The 13,587-nt window shown below is 50.3% G+C and carries 14 protein-coding genes; 5 read left to right on the forward strand and 9 right to left on the reverse strand.

Annotated elements, in window-relative coordinates; translation table 11 throughout:
* The 7 genes from P1U47_RS02820 to cyoA form a co-directional block, all read right to left on the reverse strand.
* The gene (locus P1U47_RS02820; protein ID WP_301027034.1) at positions 1–585 is read right to left on the reverse strand and encodes a response regulator transcription factor; all 585 of its coding nucleotides are present in this window, start codon (positions 583–585) and stop codon (positions 1–3) included.
* Between the two features lie 4 nt (positions 586–589).
* Complete coding sequence (locus P1U47_RS02825) at positions 590–1,912, reverse strand: ATP-binding protein (RefSeq protein WP_301027035.1); 1,323 nt, start codon at positions 1,910–1,912, stop codon at positions 590–592.
* 75 nt (positions 1,913–1,987) lie between these two features.
* Positions 1,988–2,701, reverse strand: a complete 714-nt coding sequence (locus P1U47_RS02830; protein ID WP_301027036.1) for an SURF1 family protein — start codon at positions 2,699–2,701, stop codon at positions 1,988–1,990.
* Positions 2,702–2,704: 3 nt separating this feature from the next.
* Positions 2,705–3,085, reverse strand: a complete 381-nt coding sequence (gene cyoD, locus P1U47_RS02835) for a cytochrome o ubiquinol oxidase subunit IV (protein WP_301027037.1) — start codon at positions 3,083–3,085, stop codon at positions 2,705–2,707.
* Positions 3,082–3,711 (reverse strand): cytochrome o ubiquinol oxidase subunit III, encoded by a 630-nt coding sequence (cyoC, locus tag P1U47_RS02840; protein ID WP_301027038.1) that lies wholly within the window; start codon positions 3,709–3,711, stop codon positions 3,082–3,084. The genes cyoD and cyoC overlap by 4 nt, the downstream gene beginning before the upstream one ends.
* Position 3,712: 1 nt before the next feature.
* On the reverse strand, positions 3,713–5,698 hold the full coding sequence (gene cyoB / locus P1U47_RS02845) for a cytochrome o ubiquinol oxidase subunit I (protein ID WP_301027039.1): 1,986 nt from the start codon (positions 5,696–5,698) through the stop codon (positions 3,713–3,715).
* Between the two features lie 77 nt (positions 5,699–5,775).
* The gene (gene cyoA / locus P1U47_RS02850) at positions 5,776–6,774 is read right to left on the reverse strand and encodes a ubiquinol oxidase subunit II (RefSeq protein ID WP_301027040.1); all 999 of its coding nucleotides are present in this window, start codon (positions 6,772–6,774) and stop codon (positions 5,776–5,778) included.
* Between the two features lie 151 nt (positions 6,775–6,925).
* Between cyoA and P1U47_RS02855 the strand changes: the two genes are divergently transcribed.
* The 3 genes from P1U47_RS02855 to P1U47_RS02865 all read left to right on the forward strand — a co-directional run bounded on the left by P1U47_RS02855 (position 6,926) and on the right by P1U47_RS02865 (position 10,465).
* Positions 6,926–8,239, forward strand: coding sequence for an MFS transporter (locus P1U47_RS02855; RefSeq protein WP_301027041.1), 1,314 nt, complete (start codon positions 6,926–6,928; stop codon positions 8,237–8,239).
* 336 nt (positions 8,240–8,575) lie between these two features.
* Positions 8,576–9,436, forward strand: coding sequence for a metal-dependent hydrolase (locus P1U47_RS02860; protein WP_301027042.1), 861 nt, complete (start codon positions 8,576–8,578; stop codon positions 9,434–9,436).
* Between the two features lie 348 nt (positions 9,437–9,784).
* On the forward strand, positions 9,785–10,465 hold the full coding sequence (locus P1U47_RS02865) for an OmpW family outer membrane protein (RefSeq protein WP_301027043.1): 681 nt from the start codon (positions 9,785–9,787) through the stop codon (positions 10,463–10,465).
* 165 nt (positions 10,466–10,630) lie between these two features.
* Here P1U47_RS02865 and P1U47_RS02870 read toward each other — a convergent pair whose 3' ends face one another.
* Positions 10,631–10,855 carry a hypothetical protein gene (locus P1U47_RS02870; RefSeq protein ID WP_301027045.1) on the reverse strand — a complete coding sequence of 75 codons (225 nt, stop codon included), beginning with the start codon at positions 10,853–10,855 and terminating at the stop codon, positions 10,631–10,633.
* A complete protein-coding gene (locus P1U47_RS02875) occupies positions 10,848–11,246 on the reverse strand; it encodes a GreA/GreB family elongation factor (protein WP_301027046.1) in 399 nt (132 codons plus the stop codon). Before P1U47_RS02875 ends, P1U47_RS02870 begins: the two co-directional genes overlap by 8 nt.
* A 695-nt stretch (positions 11,247–11,941) precedes the next feature.
* On the opposite strand from P1U47_RS02875, the gene P1U47_RS02880 reads away from it, so the two are divergent.
* Positions 11,942–13,015, forward strand: a complete 1,074-nt coding sequence (locus P1U47_RS02880; protein WP_301027047.1) for a hypothetical protein — start codon at positions 11,942–11,944, stop codon at positions 13,013–13,015.
* Entirely contained in the window at positions 13,015–13,587 is a 573-nt protein-coding gene (locus tag P1U47_RS02885; protein WP_301027048.1) for a LemA family protein, read from the forward strand. The genes P1U47_RS02880 and P1U47_RS02885 overlap by 1 nt, the downstream gene beginning before the upstream one ends.

Below are 13,587 nucleotides of genomic sequence, written 5' to 3' on the forward strand. Positions count from 1 at the left end.
TTACTTCACTTGTTGCTTGGCGAGCTTGCGGGCTAGGGTTCGCCGGTGCATGCCAAGCCGCCTAGCGGTTTCTGAAATATTAAATCCGGTCTCGGCCAAGGTTTCGTGAATACGCTCCCACTCTAGGGTTTTTATGGAGGTGGCGCGACCGCGAATTTCAACTTCTACATTGCCTTCGGCGCTATTAAATGCCGCTTCGATATCGTCGGTATTCGAAGGCTTGGCAAGATAGTGACAAGCGCCGAGTTTTACCGCCTCTACTGCGGTGGCAATACTCGCGTAACCGGTGAGCACCACGATCAGCATATCAGGATCGTGTTTGTGCAGGGCCTGTACGCAGGCCAGGCCAGAGGCTTCGCCATCTAATTTGAGGTCGACCACCGCGTAACCAGGGGAGTGGCTCTCTAGCAGTGTGAGGGCGCCGTCGAGGCTGCTGGTGCTGATCACCGCGTAGCCGCGTCGCTCAAAGGAGCGACTCAAGGTACGCGCAAAGGCGGCATCGTCTTCAATCAGTAACAGTGTTGGTGCGCTGTCGTCAGTGGTTGTTTCGATCTTGGCTTCAGCGTCGTTTGAATCGTTGGTCATGTCCTTAAACCTCCTTGAGCCGGAGTGCGTCTAGTGGCAGGCGCAGGCTGATTTCAGCGCCGCCTTCTTGCCGGTTACGGGCGCGCACTTGGCCCCCTAATATTCGCGCCACATTGAATACAAGGAATAATCCCAGACCGCTGCCTGGCCGCCCTTTTGTTGATTGATAGGGCTGGCCGAGGCGGTCGAATACTTCTTTGGCAAAGCCAGGGCCATGATCGACAACCCGTATTACAAGCGTGTCGTCTTGGCGGGAGACGTCGAGGCCGACCCACTCTGGTGAGGCTTCTAGCGCGTTGTCGAGCAGATTGCAGATGGTCTGCTTTAGTACTGTGTCGGAGGCGATATCTAGGTCTTCGCCAAATTGATTGTCAAAGCTGAACTCGCGAACTTTGCGGGTGCTCTGCCACTCGTTAAGTAGCTCGTCGAAAAACTCACACACACTGGTTTCGCCAGAGGACTCGCCGCGGGTTTCACCCGCCGACATGAGAATGCCGCTAACGATGGTTTTACAGCGTTGCACCTGCGTTTGCATTTCGGTGATCTCTTCGCAAAGGTCTGGGTCTGCACTGAGGGTGGGCATATGCCGCCAATCACCGAGAATTACCGCGATGGTCGCCAGCGGGGTGCCCAGTTCGTGGGCCGCTCCTGAGGCGAGCAAGCCCATGCGCAAGATGTGTTCTTCCTCGGCGGCGCGCTGGCGCAATTCGGCAAGGCGGGCATCGTGCTCGCGGTGAGTGCGGTTGATACGATTGATAAAAACCACCAATAGCGCGGCATTAAGCACTAGGCAAATTAGCATGCCATCTACGTAATAGCTGCGTATACCAAGGTGATAATCTTGGGGTAGGTCGAGGGGGTGGCCCGCTTCGGCCAGCCAAAGAAAGCACATTGTGGCGAAGCCCAATAGTACCCATGCGTAGGTTTGCGCTAGAAGTACTGCCGCGAGGCCAACCTGTAATAAATAGAGAAATACAAAGGGGTTGGTCGCGCCACCGCTAAGAAACAGTTGAAAAGTGAGGGTGCCCATGTCGACTAGCAGGCCCATAAATAGCTCGGCGGTGCGCACTCGGCGACGCAGTCGCAGGCTCAGCTCGTTAAAAGCATTAAAGGCGATAAGCCCGCCGAGCACGCTCAACATAAGCTGCAAGGGCAGTTCAACACCAAAGCCGTAATGGGTAACGAGAATAGTGAGTAATTGGCCGAGCACCGCCATCCAGCGCAACTGCACCAACTGGCGCATATGTTTGCCAAGCGTGTCGGTATCGTCGGATTCGGTTTGTCTTAGCAGCTGGTTTACCGCGGCCAGCGCTCTGGTGTCGGTCATTATTGTATTTCTCCCCAAGCCTATTTTAAGCGCGCAAGCCAGTATACGCATGACGGGCTGAGCGCGCAGCCGCGGTCAGTCTTTACGGCGACTTTCCCGAAACACAATAAAGCCAGCGAGCAGCACGGAAAAGGCGAGGCCGTACCAGGTAATTGCGTACACCAAATGGCTGTTGTTGAAGCTAATAACGGTAAGGCCGCCGACCGGAGTTTGCTCGTTTGGTATTTGAGGGGGGGTAGCATCGGCGTCTACAAAATAAGGCGCGGCGCTGATACCGAGATTGTTGGCAATGGCCTTTATATCCCGTGAATACCAGCGGCCGCTAGTTGGGCTGTTTTCACGCAGCACACTGCCCTTGGGCTCGCTTAGGCGGATTAGGCCGGCTATAGATGTGTTGCCGGTAGCTGGCGCTGATGGTGTAAGGCCTTGGCCGATATAACCGCGATTGACCAACACAATACTGCCATCGCCGCGCCGAAACGGAGTGAGTACCCAATAGCCGCTGCCAAGCTCGGTGGCGGCAACCACCAGGGTGTCTTTGTTTGCTAGGAATTGGCCGTCTAAAACAACATGGCGGTATTCGTCATCGTCTTTGTTAACCGATGGCCAGTCGCTGCTACTTGGCGCAGGTTCAGCGGGAGCGTGAACGCGGGTTTCGACTTTTTCGATTAAGTCTAGTTTCCACAGGCGACGTTCTAACTGCCAATTGCCAAGGGCAATAAAGGCTGTAAAGAGAAGTAGGCCGCACAGGCTAATTAGCGATAATTTGACTGTGCGGCGGATGGTCACGGTTTAGCTGCCGCCCGACATCATTGAGGGCATCATATTTACGTTCATGTGGTACATCACCCACAGCGAACCAGACAGGGTAATGAACAGTAATACCACGGTGAAAATGAGCGACAGCATTGTCCAGCCACCTTCAGACTGAAAATTCATGTGCAGAAAATAAACCATATGCACCAGAATTTGCACAAGAGCAAAGGCGAGAATGATCAGCACGGTGGTATTGCGTGAGCTGAATACGTCGCCCATTACTAACCAGAAGGGAATGGCGGTGAGGAACACCGAGGCCATAAAACCCAGCATATAACCGCTGAAACTGCTGTGTGGGCCTTCTTCTTGGTGATGGTCTGCGTGATGCTCGTCGTGGTTGTGTGAAAGCTCGCTCATGACAGTGACCCCATCAAATAAACAATAGTGAATACGCCAATCCAGACCACGTCCAGAAAGTGCCAAAACATCGACAGGCAAAATAACCGGCGACGGTTTGCGGTGGTCAGGCCGTGCTTGCGGAGTTGGAATAGCAGGGTGACTAACCAGATAATCCCAATGCACACGTGCAAGCCGTGGGTGCCGACAAGGGTGAAAAAGGCCGACAAGAACGCACTGCGCTGGGGGCCGGCACCTTGGTGTAAAAGGTGATAGAACTCATAGAGTTCTAAGCCCAGAAAGCCCGCGCCGAATACACCGGTAATGGCCAGCCAAATCATGGTGCCTTTAAGTTTACGCTGCTGCATTTGCAGCATGGCAAAGCCGTAGGTGATCGACGAAAACAACAGAAAACTGGTGTTTAAGGCAACCAGCGGCAGATCAAATAAATCTGCGCCCGATGGCCCGCCTGCGTAGTTTTGGCTTAACACGCCGTAGGTGGCAAACAGTGCGGCAAAGATGAGGCAATCGCTCATCAAATACAGCCAGAAGCCCAGCAAGGTGCCGTTGGCGACGTGATGCTCCCCCTTAACGAGGAAGTCGAATTGACCCGCCTGAGCGGCGGGCGAAACAGTGGAATGAGACATCTTAGGCAAGCACCTCAGTTCGTTTGGATTCGACTTGCTCAACCTCTTCAGCTGGGATGTAGTAGTCGCGCTTGTAATTAAAGGTGTGAATAATAATTGCAGCGATCAAGGCCACAAATGTCAGGCCACCGATTAACCACATATGCCAGATCATGGCAAAGCCAAAGGCGGCGCTAAGGCCCGAGATTACCATGCCAGCGGCGGTGTTTTTGGGCATGTGAATTGCCATAAACCCCGCCGTTGCGTGTTTAAAGCCATTGCTCTTCATATGCCACCACGCGTCCTGGTCGTAAACCCGCGGGGTAAACGCAAAGTTGTATTTTGGTGGAGGTGACGAGGTCGACCACTCTAGGGTGCGGCCATTCCACGGGTCGCCAGTCTCGTCGCGCAGCGAGTCGCGGCGTTTGTAGCTCACATAGAGCTGAATCAAGAAACTGATAATGCCCGCGCCAATTAACACCGCGCCACCCAAGGCAACTTGGAACCAGATCTGCAACGATGGATCGTCGAAGTGGCTCATACGGCGGGTGACGCCCATAAAGCCCAACATGTACAGCGGCATAAAGGCGAGGTAGAAACCAATAAACCAGCACCAGAACGAGACCTTGCCCCAGAAGGGTTCGAGCTTGTAACCGGTGACCTTGGGATACCAGAAGGTAATCGCGGCAAAGGTGCCGAACACCACGCCACCGATAATGACGTTGTGGAAGTGAGCAATCAAAAACAGGCTGTTGTGCAGCACAAAGTCAGCAGGTGGTACAGCCAGTAACACGCCAGTCATGCCGCCAATCACGAAGGTGATCATAAAGCCGATGGTCCACAGCATGGGCACTTCAAACTGAATGCGACCACGGTACATGGTGAACAACCAGTTAAAGATTTTCGCGCCGGTGGGAATCGAAATTATCATGGTGGTGATACCAAAGAAGCTATTCACCGTTGCGCCAGATCCCATGGTAAAGAAATGGTGCAGCCACACGAGGTAAGACAGAATGGTGATGACCAAGGTCGCGTAGACCATGGACGAGTAACCGAATAGGCGCTTACCACTGTAGGTAGAGACGATCTCTGAGAACACGCCAAAGATCGGCAGAATCAGTATGTAAACCTCTGGGTGACCCCAGATCCAAATTAAGTTTACGTACATCATGGCGTTGCCGCCAAGGTCGTTGGTGAAGAAATTCATGCCCAAGTAGCGGTCTAAGGACAGCAAGGTCATTACCGCCGTTAATACAGGGAAGGCCGCCACAATCAAGATGTTAGTACACAGCGCGGTCCAGGTAAAAATCGGCATTTTCATCATATTCATGCCGGGCGCGCGCATTTTGACAATGGTGACCACAAAGTTGATACCGGATAGCAGGGTGCCGACCCCGGCAATCTGCAGCGACCAAATATAGTAATCCACCCCGACTCCAGGGCTTTGCAGTATTCCCGTTAATGGCGGGTAGGCCAGCCAGCCGGATTTGGCGAACTCACCAATAAACAGTGACACCATAATTAGCGCCGCACCGGCACTGGTCATCCAGAAGCTGAGGTTATTCAAAAACGGAAACGCAACGTCTCGCGCGCCAATTTGCAGGGGCACAATGTAGTTCATAAGGCCAACCACAAAGGGCATGGCCACAAAGAAAATCATAATCACGCCGTGGGCGGTAAAGATTTGGTCGTAGTGTTCTGGCGGCAAATAACCTGCGGAATCGCCAAAGGCAATTGCCTGCTGTATCCGCATCATAATGGCGTCGGCAAAGCCGCGCAGCAGCATGACCAAACCCAGAATCATATACATCACACCGATACGCTTGTGATCGATGCTGGTAAACCATTCACTCCACAAATAGCCCCACACTTTGTAGCGGGTGAGCACCACTAGTAAGGCTATAACCGCACTCGCCATAACGGCAAAGGTAATGAGCAGAATTGGCTCGTGGTAGGGAATGGCGTCGAGTGTTAGCCGGCCAAATATAAGGGTACTGAAATCAGACATGAGAGTTACCGGCGCCCTGACGCGCTATAAGTGAATGGGACGGACGCTTCGCGACCACGGTAATTGCACAAAGGTAGCTAGTGGGCATGGTGACCCTCATCATCTGTGTTGTGATTTACAGCTGGGCTGACGCGCTTGGTTTCCGCTGCGTGTGCACCGGCTCCATGGCTGCCGTGGTGCTTCATCATGTCTTTCATGCACAGGGTGCCTGGCGCTACGCAGCGGTTGAGAATAGCGTCGTAAAGATCCGGCGCCACTTCGCGGTAGTACTGCACGGGGTTGTACTCGCTGGGCTCAGCTAGCTCGGTGTACACCTTGCGGCTGAGCACTTCGCCATCGGTTTTGGCCTTGCTCACCCACTCGTCAAACTTAGCCTCGGATAAGCCCAAAAATTTAAAACGCATGCCGTTAAAGCCCGCGCCAGAGTAATTGGCAGAGAAGCCGTCGTAGCTACCCGCTTGATTAATAACCGCGTGTAGCTGGGTTTCCATACCGCCCATAGCATAGATCTGCCCTGCCAGCGCCGGAATATAAAAAGAGTTCATCATGGTAGTGGCGGTGATCTTGAACTTTATTGGCCGATCCAGTGGGGCCGCCAATTGGTTGACCACCGCAATACCTTGCTCGGGATAAAAGAACAGCCATTTCCAGTCCATCGCGACCACTTCAATAATCAGTGGCTCAACACCCTCGGGCACGGGGCGACCCTCTTCTATGCGATCGAGGGGGCGGTAGGGGTCCAGCTGGTGAGTGCTCACCCAAGTTAGCGCGCCCAAGGCGATAATAATGGCCAGTGGCGCAGCCCAAATGATTAGTTCCAGATTAGTGGAGTGATCCCAGTCGGGGGTGTAGGTGGCCTCTTTATTGGATGCGCGATAGCGCCATGCAAATAACAAGGTCAGCACAATAACCGGAACCACGACGATCAACATAAGAATCGTCGCCCACACAATCAGCTTGGCCTGTTGCGCCGCAATATCGCCAGACGGCGACATAACCACGGTGTCGCAGCCAGACAGCAGGGCCATTCCGATAGCGGAAACAAATATAGTGCGCAGAGTTTTGGGAATTGACATCGCCACTCGCAAGTCCAGATGTTAATGAGAGGGCGCAGACTTTAAGCGAATTGCGGGTGGGAAAGAATTGGACAATTTGTCCTATGGCTGGCGTGGGGTAATCGGAGTAGTCTTTCAATAATTCATAAAACCTACGGATGAGCGCCGCACCATGGCCAGTACAACACACTCTTCTCTCGCCGCCGATATGCAAACGCCAGCGGGGCATTCACCAGTCGCCCCAGGCGAAATTGCCATCGGCGTGGTTATTGGCCGCGCCTCAGAACATTTTGACTTTTTTGTGTTTGGCATGGCCTGCGTATTGGTGTTTCCGAGCGTGTTTTTCCCCTTCGCCAGTACCTTAGAAGGTATGTTATACGGCTTTGCTATTTTCTCTATGGCGTTTGTCGCAAGGCCTTTTGGCACCGCGCTGTTTATGAATATTCAGCGCCGCTGGGGGCGTAGTGTAAAGCTGAGTAGCTCCTTATTTTTGTTGGGCACCGCCACCGCCGGCATTGCGTTTTTGCCAGGTTATAACAGCCTTGGTGGTGCCTCAATACTCCTGCTTGCCATGTTTCGTATTCTGCAAGGCTTTGCCCTTGGCGGCTCGTGGGACGGCCTGCCGTCGCTGCTGGTGCTCAATGCGCCGCCGGCCAAGCGCAGCTGGTACGCCATGATCGGCCAGCTTGGCGCACCTATCGGCTTTTTGATTGCCAACTTGCTGTTTTTCTATTTAATTAGCAGCGTCAGCGCCGAAGATTTCCAAGCATGGGCATGGCGTTATCCCTTCTTTGTGGCCTTTGCAATTAATGTGGTTGCGCTGTTTGCGCGCCTGCGCCTAGTGCTCACCGAAGAGTACACCGCCGCCTTAGAAGAGAGTGAGCTGGAACCGATTAGCACCAGTGAAATGCTAGAGAAGCAAGGCCCCAATATTTTTCTGGGTGCCTTCGCGGCACTCGCCAGCTACGCCTTGTTTCATATTGTTACCATCTTTCCGCTGTCGTGGATCTCCTTGGGTGAGTCGCAATTAATTGGCAATGTGCTAATTGTGCAGGTGTTCGGCGCCTGTATTGGCATCTTTGCAACCGTCGCCTCTGGGGTGATTGCCGACCGCATTGGTAAACGCACCACAGTGTCGTTAATGGCGGTGCTGATTGCGATCTTTGCCCTGTTTACACCAATGCTCATGAGCGGTTCACCAGCAATGCAAGACACCTTCATATTGGTGGGCTTTGCGTTACTCGGTGTTTCTTACGGACAAGCCTCGGGCACCTTAACCGCTAATTTTGAGCGTCGCTTCCGCTACGCTGGGGCGGCACTGACCTCAGATTTTGCATGGCTGTTTGGCGCCGCGTTCGCGCCGCTAATTGCCCTTGGTCTATCAGTGCATTTTGGGCTGATGGCAGTGAGTTTGTATTTGATCTCCGGCGCGCTCTGTACCTTGTTGGCACTGCGAATCAGTAAGCATTTGGAGGCGGCAGATTAAAAAGGCCGCAACGCTACTTAGCGTTACTTAGGCGCCGGTGCGCGCCTGTCGCGTTGCGGCTAGCTTGCAAGCCCAAGCCCAGGTGAAGGCTCCTTAAGCCTTCTCACTCTATGCCAGCGCTACTGTTGCGCTGGCATATCAGTTCTAAATAACAATTAGCTAAATTAGCGGTTCGCAATTAATTGCACGGCAAGCTCAATACCCCTAAATTTGTATCAGTAGCCCACTATTTTTGATTTACATCAAGTAAGCGCGACATTCAAAACAATCTATATTGATCTTAAGGTCAATAGTGGTAATTATTGACCCATCGAAAATAACTAGGTGGGCAATAACATGAATATGATCGTACGCAAAATCGAAGGTGACTTTTCTACCGCAAAAATTGACTGGATTCCCAATGATCCAGAGTTGGCGCAATTTTGGAACGCCGTTAGCTTAGGCCTTCCTTTGCTGGAAGGTTATATGATACGTGCCGTATCGCAAGCCAAGCGCGAACTTCCTGAATCGCGAGCTGATTTAAAAAATGACTGTGAAATGTTTTGTCGCCAAGAGGCAAATCACACCAAAGCCCATATGAAATTTAATGAGGTGGTTCGCGACAGCGGCCGGTACCCAAAGCTAGACGAACATATAGAGCGCTTGCGTGATGATTACAAACGCATGGATGCATCGCGCGATGCCAAAGACGCCTTGCTCTACTCCGAAGGCTTTGAAACTGTGGGGCCAATTTTAGCGGCTTATTTTTTAGTGCAAGCAAATAAGCGGCTCACTGAGCAAGATGTTGACTTGGTTACTTTGTCTTTGTGGCGCTGGCATTTGTCTGAAGAATTTGAACATCGCTGCGTTGCATTTAATGCGGTTGAAGCGTTGTATGGCGCATATTGGGCGCGCATCGCTGGAATTGCCCGCGCCGGAACACACCTTGCTCGGTTCGCCATTTCACTAAGTGAATATATGCTTAGCGAAGATATAAAAGCCGGCAGAGTAGCCGGTGGCATGGCGGGGCGGCTTCGTAAAACGCGCTCATACGCTAGTATGCTCGGGTTTATCATTCCTCGCGTCGCCAGTGCATGCATGCCATGGTACAACCCGAAAAACTTAAAATCGCCAGCGGGTTGCGATGCCGTGCTCAAAATTGCTTCCGAGACCTTAGACCTTAATGCCATGGCCTTAAGAGCGCGAGACACAGTTTGAAGTATTTGGAATAACAGCAACCGAGCTTGCGCCAGCTAAGCTCGGTTGTTGCGTGCAAAATAGAAATTTTGAATTCCCTGTGCTTGGTCAATTGCTTCAATATTTGGAGTGGCTTTTTTACATTTTTATATGTGATCTTTTGTTTGTAAAAGCAATTTAAATTGTCTTTATACGTCCCGTCATTTCGTATGTAAGAAAGTATAACTCCTCTGGCCTTGTCTCGTTAATAACGCCATTTCATGCAGCAATTAAATTCTAATTGTCATGGATCAATTTTTTAAATAATGCTTCGGTGTTTAATAGTGGCGTTGAAAAATATTAATTTAATTCTGTTTGGGGAGAGTTGCTATGAAAAAAATAGGCGCGTCTGCGTGTTTGGTTGTGGGAGTTGGTTTGTCCTGTTCTGTATTTGCATATGAAGCTGGCGATTGGATTGTGCGAGCGGGTGTTACGCAAGTAGCGCCAGATGAGTCAAGCTCGGTGGTTAGCGTTAATGGTGACAATGGCGCGGCGTTAGGAACCCAGAGTGGGGTGAGTGTCGATACCAATGAACAGTTGGGTTTAAATATTCAGTACATGCTGTCTAAACAATTGGGTATCGAATTGCTTGCAGCAACACCCTTTAAGCATAAAATTAGTGGGTCTGGAGACTTAGCCGGTCTTGATATTGGTGAGACAAAACAATTGCCGCCAACACTGAGCGCAGTGTATTACTTTGACACCCATTCAGCACTTATGCCCTATTTAGGCGCCGGCATAAATTACACCGCATTTTTTGATGAAAAGCCAAGCGCTACATTAAAGTCAGCACTCGGTGCCAACAAAATGGATTTAGATAATTCGTTTGGATTTGCCGTTCAGGTAGGTGTTGATTACAAAATTAATAATCAGTGGTTGGTGAATGCCTCGGTGCGTAAAATCGATATTGAAACCGATGCCGCTATCGATCTCAACAACGGCGACAAAGTCGACGTAAATGTCGATATCGATCCCTTTGTTTACACCTTGTCTGTGGGCTATGTTTTTTAAAAGTCAGGAAATTGGCGGTGGGGCTTGGCCGCTAAAGCGCTGAAAGCCCCATGTTAAGCTGTAGTAATCGGTGCCTGCTGGATTCAGTCTCTTAATAGATTGGCCAGCGGGATTTGCGCTGGCGCATTTTATAACGCTAATAGAAAGTTTTTTGATAAGTATTTTTTACTTATTGTCTGGGTGCGGTGAGGGTAGTATTCGGCTAACTCTGTCGACTAGTGTTACCAATATATACTCCTCAAAGTCGTCGCTAGGATCAAATGAGCCCCGATAACTCTCATTAAAGGTAGTTAATACGTCGTCAATACTTAGTTCGCTTTTGCCGGTATCGATACTGGCCAATTTATCTATAAGTTCAACTGCATTATTCCAAAAAGCCAAGTTACGCATTGGATAACTCCTTTGTGGTGGGCAATACCTTTTCAATTATTAACGTTGTTGATTCACCGCGTAAAAGCGGCCATTCAATTACCGCGCCCACTCGGGCGCCGATAAGCGCTATTCCGACTGGCGAAAGGATAGATATACGCATCTCGGTAACACTAGATTCCCATGGCATCACAATGGTAACAATGCGTTGGCTGCCCGTTTGTACGTCGTTGAAATGTGTTTCACTGTAAAGTGAAACTATGTCGAAAGGCATTTGTGCGTCGGGCCAAACCTCGGCTCTCGATAATTCTCTGTCAAGTGCCGCGGTGGCGTCGGACCGACTAACATAAACAAGTCGCGACAATTTTTCGTAGTCTGACTCAGAAATAATCAATTCATTTTCAATAGGCATAAGAAACCCTCACCCAACAAAAAGCAGTGCACGCAAAAATTAAGCCCGAGTCTTTACAAAACTCAGCGGCATAAGTTTATTTAATAGAGTATTTTCGGGCGATTAAGACAGTACTGCGCTTAACCGCCAATAGGGAGGAAGGCGCTAACGGGGTAGAGTTCCCGTACGCCTAAGGAGAGCTGCGAAGATGAGTGTAGTAGTATGTTCATGGTTGAAGAATACTACGTTTGAAAACGATAGCAAGTGATTTGCACATGGTTTTCAGAGCGGGCGCATTCGAATTTATGAGCGGTCTTAATTAACAGTAAACATCAATCAGTAAAGTAACTTGTCTACCATGGCGAAACTTGTTGAGGGCGAGTAGGGCGCAAACAAAGCACTTGCAAGCGCGAGCATTTAAATGCCAGCAAAGGAGTAATAGTGAGCCGGTTCGGCGGCCGAGCCAAATGTCTGTGAATAGTGGTTTTATATGGGGAGCGTATTAATTTTTGCTGCGTTCAGCACTATACTCGGTGTCGCTTACTTCAGTGTTCCGGCATAGTCGAATTCAACCTGCTGGAAACTCAGTTGGCGCTACCACTTTTTGAATGGCTGCTATTTGATCATTTCGGCTCGTTTAAAAAGCGTAGTAATCTTAGTTTAGGTGAATGATTTTCAATAGCTGGGCTATTGAAAATAGTTAGAAGGGAAAAGGAATGTCCCATAATCAAAAGCTAAACGCACTATTAAAGTCGGTTCGCGGCGCTAAGGCTAACTCAAACACGCAAGATGATGCCGCGCGAATAGTCACCCAGTTGAGAGCGCTAGGTGGGCCAATACGCTACGAAGATAGCGGCAAGCTCGGGTTGGGGTTGTTCTTGCTCGGTATAGGGGCCTATGGTCATATCCTTGGGTCGGAACGAGGTTACCCGATAGGCCCAGATGGTACGTCGGGTTCTAGCGTGCTTATCTATAACGTCGCGATAGCTCTGGCTGCGTGCTTTATTCTGTTTTGGTTTTTCCGGCGGCGCAAAGCCCAAAAATTTGTACAAGAAGTTTATGAAAATGCAGCCCTAGCAAGTTATGGCCTTAACGACGAACCCATACCTAAGCTGAAGGACTGGGATAGGAATTTTCATGAATTTAACCGAGGCAACCATTCCCGCGAGATAATGTACTGCAGATCAGCAGCGGGGCGCGGCGAGAGCGGGCGTGAAGCATATTCGCTTTTCCGATTTCATTGGGTAGTGTGTGAGGAGCGGCAAGTCACTGAGACTGATCACAACGGCCACTCTACAAGTAAAACAGAGACCACCTACTATCATTACGATCGGTATGGAGTGTTGGTTGAAGGCAATTTTAGCGGTATACAGATCAGCTCTGATGCGCCAAATAGCAAGTACAAATTACAATACCGACCAGCCTCTGTCGCGTTCAATCGGCTCTACAAACTTCGATGTGTTGAGGAGATGCAAACTGCCAAGTTTCTTAAACCATCCATTGTTATTGCTCTTGAGGCGGCCGTTACCCAGCTGAAGAATCCAAACTTGGAATTTGGCTTGAACGGCCAGATATGCCTAACTTGGGAGAGTGATCCGTTCAATGTTCGAACCGTTATGCGATCAAAAGATAGGGCTGAGGAGCTAGCGAAAATTATCGAAGATGGTGCAAAAATGCCTATTTTAGATGTAGCGCTTGAGCTGGTAGCGCTGATTCAGCGACACACTCAGTCCAATTTTTCGGCACTGAACAACGATAATACTTGGGAATCCAATCAAGGAGTGAAGTAATGAGCGACACGATAATTCTGGCTTTAATTGCTGTCATCGGCATTGTTGTACTGATTTGGTTTTACAACCAGATTGTAAGCGGGCGCAATGCCATTCAGCGTGCGTGGTCTGATGTTATTGTTCAGGAGCGACAAAAGCTGAAAGTGATTCCCGAGCTGGAGCGGATCGTTGAGGAGCATAAGGCTTATGAATCTGGCGTGTTAGAAAAGCTAACTGAAATGCGTGCTGCAGTTACTCAGCTTGCCAGCGACACAGTAGATACAGATGCCCTTAAGACTGCGGAATCGAAGACGAAGTCTGCGCTTTCTGGTCTCAAAGTTGCCATGGAGGCCTATCCAGATCTAAAGACCGCCAGCCTTATGAACAATCTTATGCGTGAAATTGCTGATCAGCAGGATAATATTGCCGCCGCCATCCGCATTTTTAACCAGAATGTAGAGTTATTTAACAACAGTATTGAAACTTTTCCAGGCTCTGCGGTAAATAAGCGCATCAACAAAGAAAAGCGCCAGCGCTCTTTCGACGACAATGAGGCCGCGTCTGGCCTCTCGTTCCGTCCCGGTGCGGAGTAG

Source organism: Zhongshania sp. (genome assembly GCF_029212375.1).
GTDB lineage: Bacteria > Pseudomonadota > Gammaproteobacteria > Pseudomonadales > Spongiibacteraceae > Spongiibacter.